Below are 22,516 nucleotides of genomic sequence, written 5' to 3'. Positions count from 1 at the left end.
ATTATATTTCCTTAATTGATTTTAATATTTTGTTATTTTCGTCACTTTTATAAAGCCTGACTTCTTTTACATGTACTGTTTTCAATACTTCTTTCATTATTTCTTCTGCATCTTTCAACCTTGCACCGCTTGATTTTAAATCTTCATCTGAGACATACATATTCATAACCTGCGCATTATCACTCTGCAGCATCTTTTTATACAGTATAGATTTCAAACGAAACAATGACAAGGGTTCTCTTCTTTGTAAAAACTCTTTACATGTAAACTGATCAGCTTTCAGTTCTATAAGCTCAGCAGCCACAGCAAAAGCTGTACCCGTGCATTTTGCATTTGAAAATCCCTGTGTAAATTCCAAAAGAGCCCCAAACAGTGCTGTTGCCATTTTTGGATTGATAGAAACACCTTCTTGTTTTAATGCAAAATAGAGTTCTGTTGCATCAGGTTTTGCTTCTATTATGCAGTCTGCCTGCTTTGGTACAGTTTCACGTACGCGGGTAAACCACGGTAAAAAAGAAAACTTCTCATCAATTTGTTCAATAGCAGCCAGGGAGACTTTTTTATGCAGAGTCAATACATAAGAATACAGAGCATTTGCATTTGCAAATGAAAGGTTGTCTGTTTGAATTACTATATGTTTTGCATTTTTTATATCATCAAAAGCTCTCAAATGTCTACTTTTTTAAATATAATTATATACTATTTTTTATTCATCTTGTAAACATAGGCTAAAACTTCGGCTACAGCATGAAACAATGCTTCGGGAATAGGCTTGTCGACATCAACTTCTTTGTAAAGACTTCTGGCCAAAGAGGGGTTTTGTACAATATGAACATGATTCTCTCTGGCTATTTTTTTGATTTGCTGTGCTATATGATCCATTCCTTTTGCAATGACAATCGGAGCCCGTGCCTTTGCCTCGTCATATTTTATGGCAACAGCGTAATGTGTAGGATTCGTTATCACCACATCGGCATTTGGAACTTCTGCCATCATCCTTTTTCGAGAAGCTTCCATTTGAATCTGTCGGATTTTTGATTTTATGAGTGGATCACCCTCCATATTTTTCATTTCATCCTTAATCTCCTGTTTTGACATTTTCAACCCGTCAAAATACTGTTTTCTTACGATAATTATATCTATTATTGCAAAGATAAAGATAATAAAGAGCATCACAAAAGCAATAATTATCATTTTATCTTTGAGCCAGACAAGCTGATCATGCAGTCCGAAGAGTGCAACTGTGGGCAACTCTTCAATAAAATAGAAGAAAAACAGAAATCCGACACCCAGGGTTGTAAAAGATTTCAGTGTTACTTTCACACCTTCAATAAGCTTTTTTAAAGAAAAAAGATTCTTTGTTCCTTTGATGGGATCAATCTTTTTAAAATCCGGCATGATAGCCTTTGTAGTAAATAAAAACCCAAACTGCGCAAGTGCAGCCACTACACCGGCAATCGCCACAGCAGCAGCCAGAGGAATGACCATAAGCAAAAACTCCCTTATAGTAACAATGGCAATATCTATTGCAAATAATTTGTCTACAGGCATGCCTATGAGGGAAAAATAGTATTGAAAAAGACGGATCATATGTGTTGCCATATAAGGAAAAAGCATTAAAATACCAAGTATGGCAACAAAAAGTGTTATCACTCCCGAAGTGTCCTGGGACTTTGGAACATTTCCCTCTTTTCGGGCATCTTCTATTTTCTTGGGGGTGGGTTCTTCTGTTTTTTCAGCATCATCAGCCATACATATCTCCTAGAAGAACTCATAAAAATCTAAAATAGATTTTTCTTTAGTGCCGCAGTGGCTAACGCAGAAAAAGAAATGTATTCCTTTTTTGTTGGGAATAATGATCTCTTCTGTTTTTTCAGCATCATCAGCCATAGATTATGACCTCTAATCCATTTTCATTGACAAATCAATCCAGTTGGCCTGATGCACCAATGAACCTGAACTGATAGCATCTACTCCTGTTTTTGCATAAGACTCAATGGTCTCCAAAGAGATGTTTCCACTCGCTTCTAAAAGGATATGCGGATAGTTTTCGTTTCTAAAAGCCACAACCTCTTCAACCTGAGCCGGTGTCATATTGTCACACATAACGATATCTGCCTGCGCCTGCATAGCCTCTTGTGCTATAAAAAGAGTATCGGCCTCTACTTCAATTTTTGCAGTAAAGGGAATAACCTTTCTTGCATTTTCTATATAGCTTTGCAGATTTTGAATTGTTTTGAGATGGGTGTCTTTTATCATCAGAGAGTCATCAAGTCCCATTCTGTGATTTACAGCACCGCCACAGCGTGTTGCATACTTTTCAAATATTCGCAATAATGGTCTTGTTTTTCTTGTGTCCAAAAGTTTTACCTTATACGGCTCTGTTATTGCAACATATCTTCTTGTCAGTGTAGCAATAGAACTTGCGTGTAAAAGCATATCCAAAACTGTTCTTTCACAGCGAAGCAGTGTATGCGAATCTGCTTCCAAGACCGCAATCGTTTCTCCACTGTGAAATGACTGCCTGTCAGATTTTAACCATTGAATAGAAAAGTTTTCAAGCTTTGCCAAAACGTCTATATACTTCTGTCCCGCGACAACCCCATCACTTTTTGCTATGATTTTAGCACTTGCAGGTACCGCAGGCTCTACGAGTGCATATAAATCACCACGCCCCACATCTTCAGCCAAGGCTTCTTTTACAAACTCTTCTATCATAATGCCAACATTCGCTCTAATGCGATTTTTGCCCATTTTTGCGTTTTTGGATCAACTTCTATCTCATTTATCGGCGCACCCTCATCTATCGCTTTGAGTGTCAGGTAAACATCTTCAAGCGTTGTTTCATTCATTGTCGGACATTCCGGTTTTGTAGAGCTTAACACATAGGTATTTTTTGGTCGCAGTCGGTTTACCATATTAAACTCTGTACCGACTGCCACTTTTTGATCTTCGGGCAACTCTGTAATATATTTGATAAGCTGTGAGGTTGAACCTACAAAATCACTGGCATCACAAACAGCAGGATCACATTCAGGATGTGTTGCAATTTTTATACCCGGAAACTTTTTACGGTAAAAAGCTATATCATCCAGTGTAAAAAGCTGATGCACCGAGCAAAAACCGTCATAGCAGATAATGTCTGCCTCTTTCGGATCACCAGCTTGTCCAATCACCATAGATTTAAGTCCCATCTGGTTGGCAATATTTTGTCCAAGACATCGATCAGGAACAAAAAGAATTTTCTTCCCCTCCGCCAATGCTGTTGTAATGATTTTTTTGGCATTTGAACTTGTACAAACCATTCCGCCCATCTCTCCTACTTTTGCTTTTACCTCAGCATTGGAGTTTATGTAGGTGATTGGCAATATGTTTTCTCTGGAAATGCCGTTATCTTCTAAAAATTTCACAGAATCATCATAATAAAGCGAGTCAATCATACGAGCCATTGCACAACAGGCAATTTTTGGCATAACGACACGCTTGTCCGGTGAAAGAACTTTCACACTCTGTCCCATAAATCCGACACCGCAAAAGAGTACAAATTCTGCATCATCTGCCATTGTTCTCATAGCCAATTCCAATGAATCGCCTGTAATATCAGCAAGTTCAAACACTTCATCACGCTGATAAAAGTGCGCAACAACTGTGACACTCAGTTTTTCTTTGAGCTCGGAAATTCGTTTTTTTAATTCATCATTTGTTAACTGCAAAAAATCATCCTGTATTTCATAATTTTATTATTATGCAATTATATCAAAATATATTTAGCATAAAAACTGTAGAATGCTGTCACTCAAATATTTTAAGGTAATTTATGGATTTTTTATTTAATATCAATGTACAGTTTTATATTGCTGCATATCTCATTGGAGGTATTCCCTTTGGTCTTTTGCTTGCAAAGAAATTTGCAGGTGTTGATGTCAAGTCGGCAGGAAGCGGCAGTATTGGTGCTACAAATGTTTTACGCGTTGTCAAGGAAAAAAATCCGGACCTGGCAAAAAAACTCGGTATTGCAACCCTTGCATTGGATGCACTCAAAGGTGTCAGCGTTTTAGCTGTTGCTTACTTTATGGGGCTTGACGAATCCGTTTTATGGGCTATTGCTGTTTTGGCAGTTCTTGGTCATTGTTTTTCCCCCTATCTTGGATTTGAAGGAGGCAAAGGTATCGCAACAGGAATGGGCGTTATGATGTTTCTTTTGCCGCTGGAGACAACAATTGCTCTTGTTGTGTGGCTTGTTATGGCTAAAACAGTCCGTATCTCATCCGTCTCTTCCCTCACGGGTGTTTTATCTTTGCTTGTTACAAGTTTTGTTCTTCATCCGAATATGCCGCATGCACCGGTTGTATTTATTGTATTTATTCTGTTTTATAAACATATCCCCAATATCATTCGTGTCATCAAGGGTGAAGAAAAAAGAGTCATATAACTTGAAAATTCATATAGAAGAGTTACGCTTTACATGTATCATCGGTATTTTGGAACATGAGAGACAAAATGAGCAGGAAGTCATTATTGATGTTGCAATAGAATATGATTTTGAGGACAATGTTTTTATAAACTATGCGGAGGTGGCAGAATTTATAAAAACAGATATGCAAAACAAAAAATTTTTACTTATTGAAGATGCACTTCATGATTTGAGCAGAGAGCTTAAAAATAACTTTTCAAAAATAAATACTCTATATCTAAAAATAACAAAACCCTCCATTTTACCCGACTGCAAGGTCAGTGTAAGCAATATTACAAACTTCCAATCTTAATCCTAACTTCATTTTTTTTTAAAAAAAATTGAAAAAAACTTTAAAGTAACCTAAATTTATGCTATTATTCCACCAAATATTTAAGCACAGGAAAGAATTAATGCGTATATTAATTATAGAAGACGAAGTAACATTAAACAAAATGTTAGCAGAAGGACTCAAAGAATTTGGTTACCAAAGTGATGTAGTAGAGACATTAAAAGACGGTGAATACTATTTAGACATCCGTAACTATGATTTGGTTCTGATGGACTGGATGCTTCCAGACGGAAATTCAGTGGATATCATAGGTGATATCAAAACAAAAACTCCTAAGACAGTTGTTGTTGTTATTTCAGCCAGAGATGACAATGAAAGTGAGATCGAGGCACTGCGCGCCGGTGCTGATGACTACATCAGAAAACCTTTTGATTTTGACGTATTAATCGCTCGTATTGAAGCGCGTTTGCGTTTTGGCGGAAGCAATATCATAGAGATTGAAGACTTGACAATTAATCCTGAAGAAGAAAAAATTACCTATAAAGAGACTGAAATAGAGCTCAAAGGAAAACCTTTTGAAGTACTGACTCACCTTGCACGTCATCGTGATCAGATTGTTTCCAAAGAACAGCTTCTTGACGCTATCTGGGAAGAGCCTGAACTTGTTACGCCAAATGTCATTGAAGTAGCAATCAATCAGATTCGACAAAAAATGGACAAACCATTATCAATCACTACTATAGAAACTGTACGTCGTCGAGGCTACCGCTTCTGCTTTCCAAAAGAAATCTAATAAAATTTTAAATAATGATATAATTTCATAAAAATATTTATGGGGTTATATCATGTTCTCTTCACGAAGTATTCGGACAAACTTTTTAATCAAACTGATATTCTCATCACTGACACTCATTATCATCTTTTCATCTCTCTTGTATTTTTATATAGAAAAATCAATATATGATGAAAAAAAAGAGGAATTGGTACAATATGCCAAAAATATTTCTGCATACAAATCAGTTTTTCAGACAGATGAATCAATGGGAGAAAACTTTTTCTCTTTAAATGTCGGCATCATTAATTTGAAAAATTCTCATACCGGTATGGATATTTATGAAACTTCTCAGAATAATCATACTTTTTTAACGCTCATCTATCCCTTTAACCTTGATGATAAAAGCTATCTGAAAATTACAAAAGATATTACACAGACAAAGCATCTTCTGAAAAAAATTCAAAGATATATCTTTGTTATCAATATAGCAAGTATCCTGCTTGTTATTATCTATGCTATTGCCTTGTCCAAAATGCTTATTGCTCCTATTCAGACATTTTCAAACAAACTGGCAAATATGAATGAGCACCTCATCACAGAGATAGATATGAAAAAACTTCCTAAAGAGTTTGAACCTTTGGGAGCAACACTCAACCATCTGATTTTAAGAATTGAAAACTTTGTCAAATATCAAAAAGAGCTTTTTATAGGGACCGCACATGAACTGAAAACTCCCTTGGCGGTTATAAAATTAAAAAACCAGGTTACACTGATCAAGAAACGCTCTGCAGAGGAGTACATAGAAGCCATCAGAACTACAAACAAAACTGTAGACGAAATGAACATAATTATCTCTAATATCTTAAATATAGGCCGTCAGGAAGGAGCGCAGCTTGACAGACCTGTAGAGGTGGATGTCATAGCCTTTTTAAAACAAAAAGCAAATGACTTCAAACTGCTTGCCGAAAACGAAGGCAAACAGCTGCATATGGATTTTAAACCCGACGGATTTATGGCAACACTGCAGATAAGTCTTTTAAACCAGATTCTGCAAAACTTTTTGCAAAATGCCATTAAATTTACGCCCAAGGACAAATCTATCATACTCAGAAGTTCACAGGATGATGTCGGATTACTGATAGAGGTTGTAGATGAGGGATGTGGAATTGATGACAGTATAGATTTATTTGCACCATTTAAGCGTCAAGGAAACAAATCCGGCGTCGGTCTTGGTCTTTTCCTGGCAAAAAGCGCCGCAGATGCCTTAGGTGCGAAAATAAGCATAAGAAACAGAAAAGACGGAATTGACGGAACAGTAGCATCTTTGCAGCTTAATTCTAAATTATCCTGTATAATTCCAAAGAAGAGGTAATCTTTCAAAAATAATAAAGCTTTAATTTGCTATAAATCGTCAGATTAAAAAATAAATATAAAATATAAGGTTTTTGAATATGGCTTTAATAATAAATGATGAATGTATAGCATGTGATGCATGTAGAGAAGAATGTCCTACACTGGCAATAGAAGAAGGTGATCCGATTTATTACATTGATCCCGACAGATGTACTGAGTGTGTCGGCATATATGATGAACCTGCCTGTATATCTGTTTGTCCTGTTGACTGCATAGTGCCGGATAAAGATAATGTTGAAACTGTAGCAGAACTGCAGTTTAAATATAAAAATTTAGAAATAGAAGAGTAGTTCTTTGGCAAAGCGTGTTGCAATCATAGACATAGGCTCCAATTCAGTGAGAATGGTGATATATGAGAAAGTGTCACGTTTTGCTTTTCATTTGCTTCATGAAGAGAAGTCAAAGGTCAGAATTTCTGAAGATGCCTACAAACACGAAGGAGCTCTGCAAGAGGTTCCTATGCAAAGAGCTTTTGATGCACTGAGTGACTTTATACAGATCAGCAACTCTTTTAAGACAAACAAACTCTTTTGTGTTGCAACTTCGGCACTCAGAGATGCCCCCAATAAAAAAGATTTTTTACAAAAAGTAAAAAAAGAACTCAAACTCAATATAAAAATTATCAGTGGCGAAAAAGAAGCGTACTTCGGAGGCATTGCCTGTGCCAATCTTTTGCCAATGCAGGAAAATGCACTCAGCATAGATATAGGAGGCGGTTCTACTGAGCTTGCCTATATAGACAAAAACAATGTCTCCCATCCTCTATCTCTCAAACTTGGAACAGTACGTCTTAAAGAGCTTTATTTTGATGCTGATGACATAGAAGGTGCCATCAGGTATATTGACGAACAACTCCAAATGCTTCCTGCTATGAAAGTTGAAACACTCATCGGAATCGGCGGAACATTTCGGGCAATATCCAGTTCTATCATGAAGAGAGAAACATATCCGCTGAATAAACTTCACGCTTATGAATTTAAGGTCACTCTCTTGCAGGAGTTTATAGAAGAACTGCTCAATGCAAAAAGCAACAAAGAACTCAAAAGCCTTTTTATCAACAGTAACAGATTTGATGTCATTAAACCCGGTACGCTTATTTTACAAAGACTTATCAAAAAGATAAATATCTCAAAAGTGATTACAAGCGGTGTAGGTGTACGAGAGGGTGTATATCTGAGTGATTTGCTAAGGAACTCCAAACATAAATTTCCGCACAATTACAATACCTCCGTGCGCTATATTATAGACTCGCACATAAAAGACAGACAGTTTTCAAATAATTTAAGCTTATTGGCTAAAAAACTCTTTGATTTAACCCATGAATATTTTGGTATAGATTACAAATACAGATACAATCTTGCCTTAGCCGCAAAACTATATCCCGCAGGAAGCAGTGTCCATTTTTATTCCCAAAACAAGCATACCTATTATTTGATAAAAAGTGCCCTGGAGTTTGGTTTCAGACATCACGACATCATGCTCATTGCCACATTGACAAAGTACGCTAAAAACAAACTGCCATCGAGTACCCATTTGCAACTCTACAAAAAACTTCTTCCCAAAGAACAGATTACGAAAACACTCAGTTTTCTGCTCTCTTTAAGTATAGCACTCTTAAGCCACAGGCCAAGAAACCTGGATTTTGAGTTAGTGTTTGAAAAAAACACATTACATGTAAACTCTTCAAAAAAACTTTATCTCGCCAAAGAAGCCGTACTGAAACTAGAATGTGAACATAACAGTTTTAGCGTAAAATTCTAAAATCTCTGTCCCATTGTAAATTCAAAGTTTGCAGTCTGGTCGCCATCCTGAGGGTTTATCGGACGGGCAAACATTAGCTGAATCGGGCCGACAGGTGAGAACCACTCCAGTCCAAGCCCGTATCCGGCTCTTGAAATATTGTTGGTTAGTAAATTATCTGTTACATTATCCGAAATCATTCCCCAGTCTGCAAAAGCCACTATACGCATTTTTGCTTTTGGTATCAAAGGCATACTCAATTCTATATTATTTGAAAAAGTTTGTGTTCCGCCCACTCTTCTTATTCCATCCACTGCAGTAGCATCCGCTACAGTCGGAGAGAGTGTATAGGCCTGGTACCCTCGCACGCTTCCTATACCGCCCATATAGAACTTTTCGGCAAGCGGAATGTATCCGTTGTCTATAATTGCATAATATCTGGCTTTGTATCTAAAAATAGCATCAAATCCAAGAAGATCCTGAAGTCCATAGTATTTGGCAAAATTTGTTCTTGCCTTTATAAAGTCAGCCGTACCGCCAAGCCCTGATTTTTCAAGACTCTGGGACAATTCAAATCCTTTACGAGGAAGATAATAATCATCAGTATTATCCCATTTTATACTCACAGAAACACTGCTTTTTGTAAAAGCTTCAAACGGATTGATCCCGCCATATACAGAAGCATTGAAGTCATCTCCAAAAGTATAACTGTTACTTGAATAAGCATATCCCAGATAACCACTGATATAGCGTGTAAACCTGTGTCCTATTCCCATACTCAGACCATTGCTTACAACAGAATAGTCAATATAATCAAAAGCTGACTGATAAATAGAAAAGTTTCCACTGAAATCACTGTCATTGAGACGAGGATTCGAAATATTAAAAGAGTAGTTTTGTGTTGTCTGGGATTTTTCAGCCTTAATGCCGACATTAATACCCGACCCCCATATATTTCTATCATTTACCCCGATACTCAGCAACAGTCCTCCATAACTTCCGTATCCGCCTCCCAACTGAATATTACCGGTTGGTGCTTCTTTGACTTTTACAATCAAATCCATAGTCTTGTTGTCAATTCTTTTTTCCTCAATTGTATTGCTGTCAAAAAAACCAAGCCTTCCAAGTGCTGCACGGGAATCTGTCAAATCCGTTAATGAGTATATATCATTCGGTCCCAAATACAACTCTCGACGTATTACCCTGTCAAGTGTTCTGTTATTACCTGAAATCAATACATTTCTGATTCTTACTTTCTCTCCGGGTATAACTTTGAACACTACTTCAACTGTATGGTTTTCTTTGTCTTTTTTCAAGTCAGGCACTACCTGAACAAAAGCATAACCAAGGTCTGCAACAAGTGTTTTAATCTTTTTTGAGTCCTCTCTAAAAGTTTTGATATTGAAAGTTTCATCTTTTTTCAGCGAGATGGCATCTCGTAATTTTGCATCATCTGCAACATGGACAAGTTGATTGACGGAAATTTTGCTTATTTTATATGGTTTGCCTTCTGAAATCAGATAACTCATATCAGCACTGTAGTTGTCAAAATCAACCCGCACAAAAGGTTCATCTACTTTCGCATCCAGATACCCGTACTGCATATAATAGTCACGTATTCTCAGGTTATCGTATTCCAAATCTCTCAGACTCATTTTACCGTCATTCTGTCCCCAGAACCAGCCCATGAATTCTTGCTCTTTATTGGCTATAACATCATCAAAATCATCCGGATCCAAGCCGTATACACCACTGTATTGTAATTTTTTGATAATAATTTCTTCGCCTTCATTCACAACAAAAGTAACTTTTACACTTCCGTTTTCCAAATATGTCGTTTCAACTTCTACAACACTGTCAATTTTACCTTCTTGTGAAATTGCGTCAATGATTCTTTTTTTAGCAGCTTCAATTTTCTTTTCATCATATAACGACCCTTTTTTGATTTGAATGACAGACTCTTTGACTTCATCATCATCTTCTTTCCAGCCCTTGAGTTCCACCTTGGAGATAATTGCTTTTTCTTTAAAATAAAAAGTCAGTTTTCCCTTTTCATCAAATTCTGTCCAGATATCATTAAAATAGCCTTGATCAAAATATTTTTTAATCGCTTTGTCAACCATCTCTTTGTCTATGTCATCACCTTCGCCAAATCCTAAAATTCTCAAGGCAACCGGCTTGGAAAGGTGGATTAATCCATTATAATCAATAGTTTTCACTACACGCGCATATATATTAGTTGTCAATACAACCAGCAAAAAAGACAAAAGTATTTTCATTCATATTCCATTTAAAAAATTAGTAAAGATTTTACCCATTATGTGGTTAATATTAAGTAAATTCAGTATAATTTTACAAATTAACACAAAGAATAAACATGAATATAGCAATTATTGGATTAGGTTTGATGGGAGGTTCCCTTGCCCTTTCATTAAAAAAACAAAATTATGTTGACTCTATTGTAGGTTATGATCATAATCAAAAGCATACACAGGATGCCCTTTGCCTTGGACTGGTAGACAAAATAGTCTCTTTTGAAGAGGTGAAGAAGTGTGATGTTATTTTTCTTGCCATTCCTGTCAACGGTGTAATTAAAATATTAAAAGAACTGACGGATGTCGGGCCAGATACCACCATTATCGACCTGGGAAGCACAAAAGAAAAAATTGTAGCCTCTGTCCCGCCGCAGATACGCAAAAACTTTGTAGCCGCACACCCTATGACCGGAACAGAAAACTTTGGTCCGCATGCCGCGGTTGAAAATCTTTACTACGACAAGGTTGTTGTATTGTGCGATCTTGAAGAGAGTGGAGAACTGCAGACAAAGATTGCCAAAAAAATATTTAAATCGCTGCATATGAAAAAACATTTTATGAAGTCTCAGGAGCATGACCGTCATGCCGCTTTTATTTCACATATGCCCCATGCCATCTCTTATTCTATTGCCAACACTGTGTTAAAGCAGGAAAACAAGCACACAATTTTAGCCTTGGCTGCAGGTGGGTTTCGTTCCATGAGTCGTCTGGCAAAGAGTTCTCCCTATATGTGGGAAGATATTTTCAGACAGAACAAAGAGAATCTGCTTGAAGCTATAGAACTTTTTGAAACAGAGCTTACAAATCTCAAACAAAACATTCAAAACGAAGAGTGGGACAAAGTCCATCAAGAGATGGCCAATGCCAACAAACTGCATGATATCCTGGATTAGGATATATCATATTTTGTCAGCAGTTCTTTTACAAGCTTTTTATCTATCTTCTCTTTTTTTGAAGAGTAAAGATTAGCTTCCAAAATATCTACAACTTTTTTCACTTCCTTATCTTTGTCTTTATACGGCAACAGTTTTATAAGCAACAGCTTTTCATCATTGAGGTTCAATACTCTTTCTTTTTTCAAAAATTTCACCGGTTTTGCAAATATCATAATCAATATTCCAATGATAACTCCTGCAACAAAAGCTATACCTATAGAAAGTTTGTCATAGACTTTTGCTCTGTTCTTTACATGTAAAGGCTGTTCAGGAGTTTGAACAGACTCTTCTCTTTGTATTTTCAATGCTGTTTTTTTCACCGCACCGTTTACTTTGATATGAATGGGCTGTGTAGAGATTTTTTCTACCCGTTTTGTTTTAAGATTGTAAAATGCCAGTGAAAAAGGCGAAATTGTGAAATCTTTATCTGAAACAAAGGCTAACTTTTGTGTCAGAGTATTGCCTTTGATATTTATTTTTTCATCAAAAACATTTACACCCGGTATATAGGGTTTAAAACTCTTAATATCTTCCAAATTACCTTCACCTGTCACTTTGACGGTAACATTCACTGCTTCATTAGGATTAATCTCCAATTTGTCGGCAGTCGCTTCAATTGTAAAGTTACCGACTATTTTTGCATTATTAGGCAAAGGCTTTACATGTAACTCCACCGGATTTGAAAAATAGCTCTTCCATTTTATCTGAGGCATAAAACCTCCCCAGACATCCCTTGAAGAAATTCTTGTCGCAATTTTAAGCTGTGCCGGTTTAATTGTAAGATTTCCTTCTCTTTGCGGAGCCAGTCTGTAGCTTGCTTTTGTGATGACATACCCGTCTTTTTGAGTTCTTGTTGCCTGTGATTCGCCTTTGATCCAGAAGCCTTTAAAATCCGGCGCTATAAATTTACTGTCAACGGCTTCGGCATCTTCTTTTTGTTTCAGCACCAGATTGAGCGTAAACGGTTCCCCCACAAACAACTCTGTTTTTGAGGGAATCAAATTCAGTACAAAATCGGCATTTTTATCCTGTACTGCCGGTTTTACCGTTACTTTTACACTGTTGGATTGCTCTGTTTTTCCATCTACTTCAACACTCACCGGTGAAATCACACAGCTTTTTTGCGGCATAAACTGATAACTCAGTACATAGCTTTTTTTATAATCATTGTTTATCATCTCAATACTTGTCTGAGAACTTGTCCCCAATACATTGCTGCCGCATATTGTACTGATAAGCGGTTTATTGACTTCGCCGCCTGTAATTGTCAGAGTATAGGTTGCGACTTCTCCGCTGACAACGCTTTTAGGATATACCTTTGCCACAACCTTTGCATATCCTGCCGTTGCGAGCAGGCTAAAAATTATTATTATTTTACCAAGGTTTTTCATTACTGTTTTCCTTCTTCTTGTTACTTTGGTTTAATCTGTATAAATACGTACTTTGTTCATTATTAAGGCTTTTGAGCCATTTTGCCTCTTCTGCATCACTCATCCTGTTTTTCATTTTTTCTGCCTGTGCAGCCGATGCGAAAGCAGACTTCTTTTTGTCTTTTTTTTGTTTTTTCTCCGCACTCTTTTGCTGAGATTTTTGCTGCTGTTCTTTTTTCTTTTGCTCTTTTTGTTTCTGATTTTTTTGTTGTTCGCCATTCTTTTCTTGCTGCTTTTTCTCTTCTTCGCTCGGCTTTTGAGATTTTCTCTGCTCACTCTTTTTGTCTTTTTTGCCTTTGGAGTTTTTGGAATCTTGCTTGTTGTTTTGCTGCTGGTTGTTCTTTTGGTTGTTCTTATCCTGCTTTTTTTCGTTCTTTTTGTTATCTTTATTCTGCTGGTTCTGCTGTTTTTTCTGATTCTTCTGCTGCTGTTTTTTCTGATTTTTGTTCTTCTGATTTTTGTTTTTCTGCTGTTGTTTCTTCTGCTCTTTGTTCTTTAAGGCTTTTTTTACGGCTTCAAGGTTTTCTCTTGTATCTTTGTCTTCATGAAGTTTTAAAGATTTTTCATAAGATTCTATCGCCTTTTTCAAATTTGCTTCATCACCCATTTTTGCATAGGCATTACCCATATTTGAAAAATTTTTCGCACGTGCAGCTTTGTCATCAAAAGTTGCTTTTTCATAATTTCGAACCGCTTCTTTGTACTTTCCGGCCTTGTACAGGGCATTGGCTGCATTATAGTAACTTTCACTGTGGTTGCTCTTTTTTGCATAACTGTCATATATTTTTGCCGATTTTTCATACTCCTTGTGTTTGTAGGCATTTTTTGCCTCATCCAGATGCATAAAGTCCAGCAATCCCGCATATGACGGAGCAGGATTTCCGAGCAAAATGGCTAAAACAAACAATCCCGGCACCTCGACTTTTACCCGTTTACTCATAGAAGATGTCGCTATAAGCAGTAGCAGAAGTGCCAGTCCCAAAGGATAATAAAACAATGGTATATATTTTTCAATCTGCTCGGATTTGAGCTCTTTTTTCTTACTGTGACGCTCAATCTCTTTAAGCATTGCTTTGACATCGGCATCAGAATTGACACTTTCAATATAAACACCACCTGTTTTTGTTGCCAAGTCTGCAATTTTATCATTGAGTTTTGAAACAATGATTTTTCCGTTTTGTTTGATGAACTCTCCATTTTCAAGCTTTATCGGTGCTCCCTGCGGTGTGCCTACACCAAGCACAAAAACCTCTATGTCATGCTTTTTTGCAAAAGCAGTCTCTTGAGAAAAATCTTTTTTGTCTCCGCCGTCACTCAATATCAACAAATATTTTTTTGCATCTTTTTTTATACTTTTATCGACAACCTGCAGCATCGACATAAAGTCTGTGCCCTGCTCTGTTATAGAATTCGTGTTAAGTTTTTTCAGTAAAAAAGCAACAGCTTCATGATCAAAACTCAAGGGCGACACCAGATAGGAATTTTTTGCAAATGCAATCACACCGATGCGCTCATTTGGTGCCAGACGCAAGAGTTCAAGAGCCTTTTGTTTTGCCAGTTTTAATCTGTTTGGATAAACATCTTCTGCCAACATAGAATCTGATATATCCAAAGCTATCATAATATCAGCACTCTTAGCCGTCACTTCAATCTTTCCGTCTTTGATGACAGGACCTGCCAAAGCAAGTGTCATCAATACAGCAATCAGAAAAAAGAGTGCATTTCTTGCTTTGAGTGTCAAGGTGTTTGAAGAGACTCTGAGTCTTTGCATCACCTCGCTTGAAAAAAATGTTGCATGCGATTCTTTTTGTGTAAGCAACAATCCAAAGAGTATAACAATTAACGGTAACATATAGTAAAGAAATTCCGGATGTAAAAAACTCATATTACACTCCCTCTTTTATTTCGTAAATAGACATAAAGCAGCAGAGACAACAATGCTATAAACAACGGATAAAAATAGTAATAGTTTTTATATGAAAATGTTTCATTTTTTATCTCTGATTTTTCCAGTGCATCAATTTTTTCATAGACCTCTTTAAGCTGTGAGGCATTTGCAGCACCAAAGGCAACACCGCCTGTCTCTTTTGCAATTTTCATAAGCACGGCTCTGTTGTACTCGTCAGGAGCGCCTATCCCTATCGGATAAACTTTTACCCCCTCTTTTTTGGCAATATCCAGTGCCACATCCAAAGGAATTTTATCCACTCCGGCTGTGGAGTAGCCGTCTGTAAGCAAAATAGCCACTTTTGATTTTGCCCTGCTCATTTTTAACAGGTTCACTCCCTGTGCCAATGCTTCATACAAGGCTGTATATTTTCCCGCCATTCCTACTTCAAGCTGAGCAACAATGCGGGACAGTATATGCTTGTCATATGTCAACGGTGAAGCGATAAAAGAGTAAGAACCAAAAACGACCAGTCCCATATTGTCATTTTCTCTTTTGTTTATAAAATCCCGTACAATTGATTTCACAACATCAAAGCGTGATGCAGCGGGATTGAGCGGGTCAAATCCACGCTCTTTCATAGAACCCGAAGCATCCAGAATAAGGGCTATCTCATGCCCGTGTTTTGGCTTCAACTCATACGGTTCGTCTTTTACCGGCGACATAAGTGCCAAAATCATCATAACAATTGTGAGCCATTTTAAAAAGAAAAGCAGTTTTGATGCAGAAACATTGCTCTTCATAAACTGTGAAGCATGCGGAAAGTAAATTGAAGGCAGCTTCATTTTGCAAAGTGTTTCACATGCTATAAAAAAGAATATAACAAACAGTAATTTTGGAAATTCGAAATATATGCCGTCAAACATCTATCATTCCCTTATATAACTCTATTACATGTAAAGTATCTGTATCAAAATTTTCTACATTTTTTTTATATTTGTATTTTTGGAGTATTTGCAACATATTTTCATAGGCTTTTAAATGACGTTCACTGTCATCTTTAAAAGTTGCTCCGTAAAATGTCAAATCATATGCCGCTTTTTTCGGATTTGAATAGTCTACCGAAAATAGCCTCTTGTAATGCTCTGCTCTTTTGTTGTATTTTTTTCTGTTTTGCATCCATTTGTATGCCAAATATATAAAACCCGAAAGTATCAGAACAACTAAAAGGCTCACTCCGATAAGATAATATAAAGAGTACTCATGTATCTCTATAAGCGGCTTAATATCATGCAAAGGAATTTCATTTTGTTGTAGGTTTTGCATCTATCTGCCCTCAAATAATCGTCGTAAGGAAACACCGGTTTTTCCGTCTGTATAAACTTTTGTAAATCGAATCTGGTGTTTTCTGAATGTTGCATAGAGTTTTCTGTCATGAACCAAAACTTTTTTTGCATACTCTTTGACTGTCTGGGCATTGAAATCACCCTCCAACACAGCACCGCTTTCAGGATCAACCAAAGAAGTAAACCCCATTTCAGGCGGTTTTTCTTCCAGCCTGTCCCGTACTATAACCGCAACGACTTCATGTTTTTTTGCCAATACTTTAAAATCTGGAATTTCAAAAAAATCACCGACAATGACAATCAAAGATTTTCTTTTGAGCCTTTTAAACAGAGTATCTGCCAAAACTTTATAGTCTGCTTTTTTGTTCAAAGGATCAAAATCCAAAATTTCATTCGTACTTTTATGGACCTGAAAAAGCTTTTTACTCGGTTTTAAAAAAGATTCCAGCTTATCACTGAAGATGTAGGAACTCAGCAAATCACCGTTTTTTATCGTCGAAAAGCTCAGCATGGCTGTAATTTCTGCAATAACATCCTGTTTAAACCGTTTGGAGCCAAAATAGACACTGCCGTTGAGCATTGATGCCACGACTACATTCAACTCTCTTTCTTCACGAAATATTTTAATATAAGGCTTTTGCAGTTTTGCCGTGATATTCCAGTCAATATGTCGAATGTCGTCACCGGGCATATATTCACGCAATTCTATAAAGTCATAGCCCTCGCCTTGAAAAATAGACGGATTGTTTCCAACCATCTCACTAAAAACCTGACGGCGGGCCCGTACAAGTATTTTTTGTAGTTTGCTCATTATGGCGACCTTATGGTATCGCTACAGTTTCAAGCACTTTTTGAATGATTTCATCTGTCGTGATACCTTCAGCCTCAGCCTCGTATGTAAGCACAATACGATGACGCATCAACTCTTTTACAATATAAGCAACATCAACAGGAGTAACAAAGTCTTTGCCGCGCATAAATGCCATCGCCTTCACGGCTTTGAACATGTCTATACTCACACGGGGAGAAGCTCCAAACTGAATGTACTCTTTGACCTCTTCGAGTCCGTACTCTTCAGGATGTCTTGTTGCATTGACGAGTTCTATCATGTACTCTTCCACTTCTTCGTCTACATGTATATCGCGTACAACTTTTTTCAGCTCTTCGAGTTCGCTTTTATTCAAAACCGGATTGATTGTCTCAAAATTGCCGCTTGAAATTCTTCTTGCGATTTCAAGCTCTTCTTTTTTTGTGTTGTATCCGACGACAAGTTTAAGCATAAATCTGTCAAGCTGCGCTTCAGGGAGCTGATAGACGCCTTCTTGTTCTACCGGGTTTTGTGTTGCCATGACAAAAAACGGCAGATCAAGTTTAAATGTCGTATCACCGATTGTCACCTGCTTTTCCTGCATCACTTCAAGCAAAGCAGACTGCACTTTTGCCGGAGCACGGTTAATTTCATCCGCAAGCAAAAGATTTGTAAAAATCGGACCTTTTTTGATTTTAAACTGATTGTTCTGCGGGTCGTATATTTCAGCCCCCAAAATATCCGAAGGGAGTAAATCCGGTGTGAACTGTGCCCGCTTAAAGTCAAGCCCCAGAGCTTTTGAAAGTGCATTGACCGTTGTTGTTTTTGCCAGTCCAGGAACACCTTCTATAAGGATATGCCCTTCACACAACAGTGCAATCAGCAGAGAATCTATCATCTTTTCCTGCCCGACAACTACTTTTGCAACTTCTTTTTTTACCTCTTGTATTTTATTAATCATTTTTATACCTCAGTTATTACTATTTCTTTTTATTATTATTGCAAGTATATTCCCAAGAAGTAAACGGTTACTAAATACCAATATTTAACACTTTTGAAATGCCCTCTTTTTGTATGAGCGAATGAAGCTTTTTGACAAGATTCTGCCTGGCTATTTCATAACCCTGGGAAGACTGTCCGGTTACATGTATGACATTTTCTCCTAACACTTCCCCTTTATAGTTTTTCGTTACAAAAGATATTTCACTGCGGGCAAGCGTAAAACCGTACGCGCTTGCCTTTTTGATTTTTGCATGAATAAAAACAGTATAGTGCATGTTTGATTTCACATTTTTTATGATAAATTTTTGTTTGGTCAGGGCACTTCTGAGTGGTTCAGCCAGACTTTTCACATTGGAATTTACCCAAAAGCTGATATGTTTCAGAAGATAATCATACTCTTCATTTACTTTACTCATCCATGCTATGTATTTTGTGTCGTCAAAGCCTTTATACAGCACTTTCATCACTATCAGAGCATTCTGTATATATGTAAATGATTTTTTCATCTTTTTATAATATGCCAAGCGTTTGAGTGCATCACATTTTTGTAAATTTTTGACTTTGTTCCTGTATATTTTCAGTTTTTGGTCCAGTTCATTTTTTAAGCCTTGAAACAACTTTTGTTTATTGACCTTTATAAGCACCGCATATCTTTTAAAGCCGAGTTTTTTTGTATGGAGTATTTCATATTCGCTGATTTTTATTTTTTCAACACTGCTTTGTGTTTCATTGATGTATGTTGCCTCGGAGCTGTTGACACTTCCCTCTTTTACAACTGTTTTTGCATGAAAATTTGATGAAACCGTTACATGTAATGTCGAGGCTAAAAGGTTCAAGGCATTCGTAATGGCATCTTGCTGATTTTCACCTTCCCCCAGTGCATAAAGTGTAGAACTGTCAGACTGTGGAGGTTGCATATACCATGACGGAAGCTCTTTTTTTGCAACAACAACTCTTTGCTTTGCAGCACAACCGCCTAAAAGCAGCCCTGTAATAAGAAAGAGTAGGCTTAATTTATTCATCTGTTTAACTGCTCAAGTGTTTTTTTTCTTTTGGAGATAAGAGAGTTGATACGGACAACAGCCTCATTAATCTCCTCAACCGGCTCTATCATCAAATTGTCCGCATATTCATAGTACTCTTTCGCCTCTTCATATTTCCCCTGTGCCTCTTTTATCACACCCAAATCATAAAATGCCACATAACTTTTCATATTTGTCGCATCAATCAGCTCTTTCAAAAATTTTTCTGCTTTGTCATAACGCCCCTGCTCAATATATTTTAAAGAGATTTTCAAAAGTTTCTCTTGTTCATCTGTATAATCCAAATCAGGATCCTCAAGTAATTTTACATGAAATTTTCTGTAATGCGGAGTCAGCTTATAAATAAATGTATCTGCTATATCATCGGCAAGCTTTTGCGCCACCATCATTTTTGACGGGATCGCCCGCGAATCATCAGCACAGTGCTTAAATGAACTTGTTCTGCCTAAAGTATCAGCATAAATGATATCGCCTTTGGCAACATCCACTATTCTTACTTCTGCAGAAAGTCCTATAAGCCGTTTCATACAGCGCACACGGTATGTTTCGAGTTCTGTACATTTTCTATTTGCACAACGGACACGAGCCTCATAAAAATAACTGTCTTCTTTGGTAACAGGGCTTACATTTCCCGAAATAATAGCCTGCGCGCCTATCAGTTCTCCAACCTGGACAATCTTTTCATCATTGACAAGACCACTGTTTTGCAGTTTTTGCTCTGCTATAACTTTATTTATATCGTTTCTGCTGACAACAGTAAAATATTTTTTATTGTTTATCTCAAAATTAGAAAGCTTTGCCTCTATTTTTCTCGAAAGTCCTACTCTGTCATGTGTGAAATCTGTCACTGCTATTACTTTTGTTTGCGATATTCTGTCAATTTGTGCAGGCTCAAGTGCCTGTACAGTCACTTTCTGAGAACATCCGCTCATAAAAACAATAAAAAAAGCCATTAGTATATTTGTAATATTTTTCATAAAACTCCTCTTCGTGAAACGATTGTAGTTAAAAAGCATTTAATTGTAAATAAATCTATGCTTTCTTATAAAATTTATAAATTTTCACTCTTTTTTCTTGACATATCAATTGTATTTGTCTATAATTTCGACCTCTTAACAATAAGAGGCAAGAGTCCTGTTAGCTCAGCTGGTAGAGCACGTCACTTTTAATGATGTGGCCGATGGTTCGAATCCATCACAGGACACCATTTTTTTGTTATTTGCACCTCAGATTAAAGTTCACGTACCTTATGTACGATTCACTTTAAACTTCGGCACAACTAATCAAAAAACAACTACAAAAAGTGGCCCCGTCGTCTAGCGGTTAGGATCCATGGTTTTCATCCATGTTACAGGAGTTCGATTCTCCTCGGGGTCACCAACTTTACTCACTTTCAAACAATCATTAGAAATTTATGTCATAATAACATTATCCTATAAAGAGGGAACAACATAGTTATGCATTCATGGACTACACTTTCCCAGGCATTTGGGGGCATCGGTATTTTTATACTTGGTATGATTATCATGACCCAGGGTTTACATGCTCTTGCCGGAGATACTATCAGAAATGCTTTAATTCGTTTTACAAAAACACCCACTACCGGAGTTATAACAGGAGCTGTCAGTACCGCTGTTTTACAGTCATCAAGTGCTACAACAGTTGCTGCTGTAGGGTTTGTATCTGCAGGATTATTAACATTTCCCCAAGCACTCGGTATTATCTTTGGCGCAAATATCGGTACCACTATTACAGGATGGATGGTAGCACTTCTCGGATTTAAACTCAAACTGGGCACTCTGGTTTTGCCTTTTATACTTGTAGGATCAAGTTTAAAACTTTTTTCAAAAGGAAAAGCAGCGGATATCGGTTTTGCCATTGCCGGATTTGGTCTGATTTTTGTCGGTATCAGCTTTATGCAAGAGGGCATGTCTGTCTATAAAGACATCATTTCACCTGAATACTTTCCGGGAGATTCTTTTTTTGGCCGATTTGAGCTCTTCTTACTTGGGATTCTTGTCACAATTATCACACAGTCATCAAGCGCAGGTGTTGCCGCGACACTCACAATGATTTACGGAGGTGCCATCAGTTTTGAGCAGGGTGCAGCCTTGGTAGTCGGCATGGATGTAGGTACAACAGTTACAGCGGCTTTAGCAACCATAGGTGGCTCTGCAGAAGTAAAAAGAACCGGCTTTTCACATGTTGTATACAATATATTTACCGGTATTGCCGCGCTTTTTTTAATAGCACCCTACACTCTGTTCTTTGAATCTTTCGCGCCCGGTTTTTTCATGCAACAGGCTGAAATTGTCTTAGTACTGTTTCATACTTTTTTCAACTTTTTAGGTGTCATTGCAATTATACCTTTTACAATACCTTTTGCGCATCTTATGGAAAAAATCATACCCGAACCAAAACAAAAGTATATACAGGATTTTGATCCTGCATTACTTGAAAATATCCCTTTGGCTTTGAGTGTTGTGCAAAAATCTCTTGAAAATGAATTCAAAACGTTATTGCGGTATATGCTCTATTTACTTGGAGCGAAAAAAAATGCACACAAAATCAATCTGCATACTTTTGACAAGCTTTTAGATGAAACACAGAATTTCTTAGACAAAATTAATTTAAAAAATACACAGGATGCAAACTGGCAACGGCTTATCAGTCTCATTCATGTTATTGACCATCTGCAACGGCTTTTTGACCGATGCCGTGAAGATGAGCACAAAGCACTGTTTCTTCAGTCATCACCCTTGTTGGTATTAGAAAAAAATCAATTTATTGGGCTTATTCAAACAAGTCTGCAACTCCTTGAAAAAACATCCTTACAGGAACTAGCCAATTATACACAGCAGAGCAACTATGACATTGACAGGAAAACAGAACAAAAGAGAGAAGAAATAACACTGTTAATGGCCGACGGGACAGTTAGCATAGATGAGGGCACCTACCACTTAGAAGCAATTCGGTGGCTGCAACGTTCATCGGTACACATTACACGTATTGCATATCATCTGCAACAGGCACTGCTCAATGCAGGAAAATAAGATATAATAAGTAACAGGAGCCA

At 37.1% G+C, this 22,516-nt stretch carries 22 protein-coding genes and 2 tRNA genes; 10 read left to right on the top strand and 14 right to left on the bottom strand.

The features are described 5' to 3' along the window. Window position 1: 1 nt before the first annotated feature. Genes MLC52_RS03575 through nadA form a run of 5 tightly spaced genes read right to left on the bottom strand, consistent with a single transcriptional unit; the run spans window position 2 to window position 3,713 of the window. Window positions 2-670, bottom strand: coding sequence for a DHH family phosphoesterase (locus MLC52_RS03575; protein WP_418641164.1), 669 nt, complete (start codon window positions 668-670; stop codon window positions 2-4). 29 nt (window positions 671-699) lie between these two features. Further along, entirely contained in the window at window positions 700-1,752 is a 1,053-nt protein-coding gene (flhB, locus tag MLC52_RS03570; protein WP_346389548.1) for a flagellar biosynthesis protein FlhB, read from the bottom strand. Window positions 1,753-1,761: 9 nt separating this feature from the next. Then, the gene (locus tag MLC52_RS03565) at window positions 1,762-1,890 is read right to left on the bottom strand and encodes a hypothetical protein (RefSeq protein ID WP_269138895.1); all 129 of its coding nucleotides are present in this window, start codon (window positions 1,888-1,890) and stop codon (window positions 1,762-1,764) included. 12 nt (window positions 1,891-1,902) lie between these two features. After that, window positions 1,903-2,718: a carboxylating nicotinate-nucleotide diphosphorylase gene (gene nadC, locus MLC52_RS03560; protein ID WP_151901534.1), complete on the bottom strand. Its 816-nt coding sequence runs from the start codon at window positions 2,716-2,718 to the stop codon at window positions 1,903-1,905. Continuing rightward, complete coding sequence (gene nadA, locus MLC52_RS03555) at window positions 2,715-3,713, bottom strand: quinolinate synthase NadA (RefSeq protein WP_434581340.1); 999 nt, start codon at window positions 3,711-3,713, stop codon at window positions 2,715-2,717. Before nadA ends, nadC begins: the two co-directional genes overlap by 4 nt. Before the next feature lie 104 nt (window positions 3,714-3,817). On the opposite strand from nadA, the gene plsY reads away from it, so the two are divergent. The 6 genes from plsY (at window position 3,818) to MLC52_RS03525 (ending at window position 8,694) form a co-directional block, all read left to right on the top strand. After that, window positions 3,818-4,432, top strand: a complete 615-nt coding sequence (plsY, locus tag MLC52_RS03550; protein ID WP_151900800.1) for a glycerol-3-phosphate 1-O-acyltransferase PlsY — start codon at window positions 3,818-3,820, stop codon at window positions 4,430-4,432. A gap of 1 nt (window position 4,433) precedes the next feature. Further along, window positions 4,434-4,766: a dihydroneopterin aldolase gene (locus MLC52_RS03545; protein ID WP_434581339.1), complete on the top strand. Its 333-nt coding sequence runs from the start codon at window positions 4,434-4,436 to the stop codon at window positions 4,764-4,766. Window positions 4,767-4,866: 100 nt separating this feature from the next. Next, window positions 4,867-5,538, top strand: a complete 672-nt coding sequence (gene hsrA / locus MLC52_RS03540; RefSeq protein WP_151900802.1) for a homeostatic response regulator transcription factor HsrA — start codon at window positions 4,867-4,869, stop codon at window positions 5,536-5,538. Window positions 5,539-5,590: 52 nt separating this feature from the next. Further along, the gene (locus MLC52_RS03535; protein ID WP_434581338.1) at window positions 5,591-6,892 is read left to right on the top strand and encodes a sensor histidine kinase; all 1,302 of its coding nucleotides are present in this window, start codon (window positions 5,591-5,593) and stop codon (window positions 6,890-6,892) included. Between the two features lie 79 nt (window positions 6,893-6,971). Further along, window positions 6,972-7,223, top strand: coding sequence for a YfhL family 4Fe-4S dicluster ferredoxin (locus tag MLC52_RS03530; protein WP_151900803.1), 252 nt, complete (start codon window positions 6,972-6,974; stop codon window positions 7,221-7,223). Window positions 7,224-7,227: 4 nt separating this feature from the next. Continuing rightward, window positions 7,228-8,694 carry a Ppx/GppA phosphatase family protein gene (locus MLC52_RS03525; protein ID WP_151900804.1) on the top strand — a complete coding sequence of 489 codons (1,467 nt, stop codon included), beginning with the start codon at window positions 7,228-7,230 and terminating at the stop codon, window positions 8,692-8,694. On the opposite strand, the gene bamA is transcribed toward MLC52_RS03525, so the two are convergent. Then, on the bottom strand, window positions 8,691-10,952 hold the full coding sequence (bamA, locus tag MLC52_RS03520) for an outer membrane protein assembly factor BamA (protein WP_151900805.1): 2,262 nt from the start codon (window positions 10,950-10,952) through the stop codon (window positions 8,691-8,693). The genes MLC52_RS03525 and bamA overlap by 4 nt on opposite strands. A 98-nt stretch (window positions 10,953-11,050) precedes the next feature. Here bamA and MLC52_RS03515 point away from each other — a divergent pair, with 98 nt between their 5' ends. Next, the gene (locus MLC52_RS03515) at window positions 11,051-11,881 is read left to right on the top strand and encodes a prephenate dehydrogenase (protein ID WP_418641162.1); all 831 of its coding nucleotides are present in this window, start codon (window positions 11,051-11,053) and stop codon (window positions 11,879-11,881) included. Here MLC52_RS03515 and MLC52_RS03510 read toward each other — a convergent pair. From MLC52_RS03510 to MLC52_RS03475, 8 genes are all read right to left on the bottom strand, one after another. Next, window positions 11,878-13,314, bottom strand: coding sequence for a BatD family protein (locus tag MLC52_RS03510; protein WP_434581337.1), 1,437 nt, complete (start codon window positions 13,312-13,314; stop codon window positions 11,878-11,880). The two genes, MLC52_RS03515 and MLC52_RS03510, sit on opposite strands and share 4 nt — an antisense overlap. Further along, a complete protein-coding gene (locus MLC52_RS03505) occupies window positions 13,298-15,238 on the bottom strand; it encodes a VWA domain-containing protein (RefSeq protein ID WP_434581336.1) in 1,941 nt (646 codons plus the stop codon). Before MLC52_RS03505 ends, MLC52_RS03510 begins: the two co-directional genes overlap by 17 nt. Next, window positions 15,235-16,086, bottom strand: a complete 852-nt coding sequence (locus tag MLC52_RS03500) for a vWA domain-containing protein (RefSeq protein ID WP_434581335.1) — start codon at window positions 16,084-16,086, stop codon at window positions 15,235-15,237. The genes MLC52_RS03505 and MLC52_RS03500 overlap by 4 nt, the downstream gene beginning before the upstream one ends. A gap of 73 nt (window positions 16,087-16,159) precedes the next feature. Beyond that, window positions 16,160-16,567: a hypothetical protein gene (locus tag MLC52_RS03495; protein ID WP_346389541.1), complete on the bottom strand. Its 408-nt coding sequence runs from the start codon at window positions 16,565-16,567 to the stop codon at window positions 16,160-16,162. Beyond that, complete coding sequence (locus tag MLC52_RS03490; protein WP_434581333.1) at window positions 16,568-17,398, bottom strand: DUF58 domain-containing protein; 831 nt, start codon at window positions 17,396-17,398, stop codon at window positions 16,568-16,570. Window positions 17,399-17,408: 10 nt separating this feature from the next. After that, complete coding sequence (locus tag MLC52_RS03485) at window positions 17,409-18,356, bottom strand: AAA family ATPase (RefSeq protein ID WP_151900811.1); 948 nt, start codon at window positions 18,354-18,356, stop codon at window positions 17,409-17,411. Between the two features lie 70 nt (window positions 18,357-18,426). Beyond that, window positions 18,427-19,419 (bottom strand): LPP20 family lipoprotein, encoded by a 993-nt coding sequence (locus tag MLC52_RS03480; protein WP_434581331.1) that lies wholly within the window; start codon window positions 19,417-19,419, stop codon window positions 18,427-18,429. Continuing rightward, complete coding sequence (locus tag MLC52_RS03475) at window positions 19,416-20,417, bottom strand: CsgG/HfaB family protein (protein WP_346389538.1); 1,002 nt, start codon at window positions 20,415-20,417, stop codon at window positions 19,416-19,418. The genes MLC52_RS03480 and MLC52_RS03475 overlap by 4 nt, the downstream gene beginning before the upstream one ends. A 154-nt stretch (window positions 20,418-20,571) precedes the next feature. Between MLC52_RS03475 and MLC52_RS03470 the strand changes: the two genes are divergently transcribed. The 3 genes from MLC52_RS03470 to MLC52_RS03460 all read left to right on the top strand — a co-directional run bounded on the left by MLC52_RS03470 (window position 20,572) and on the right by MLC52_RS03460 (window position 22,493). Further along, a tRNA-Lys gene (locus MLC52_RS03470) sits at window positions 20,572-20,647 on the top strand. Between the two features lie 98 nt (window positions 20,648-20,745). Next, window positions 20,746-20,820 (top strand) — tRNA-Glu (locus MLC52_RS03465). Between the two features lie 77 nt (window positions 20,821-20,897). Next, window positions 20,898-22,493, top strand: a complete 1,596-nt coding sequence (locus MLC52_RS03460) for a Na/Pi cotransporter family protein (RefSeq protein ID WP_346389537.1) — start codon at window positions 20,898-20,900, stop codon at window positions 22,491-22,493. The last annotated feature ends 23 nt before the right edge of the window (window positions 22,494-22,516 follow it).

Source organism: Sulfurimonas sp. NW15 (assembly GCF_051132285.1).
Classification (GTDB): Bacteria; Campylobacterota; Campylobacteria; order Campylobacterales; family Sulfurimonadaceae; genus Sulfurimonas; species Sulfurimonas hydrogeniphila.
This window is presented reverse-complemented; position numbering and strand designations above follow the sequence as displayed.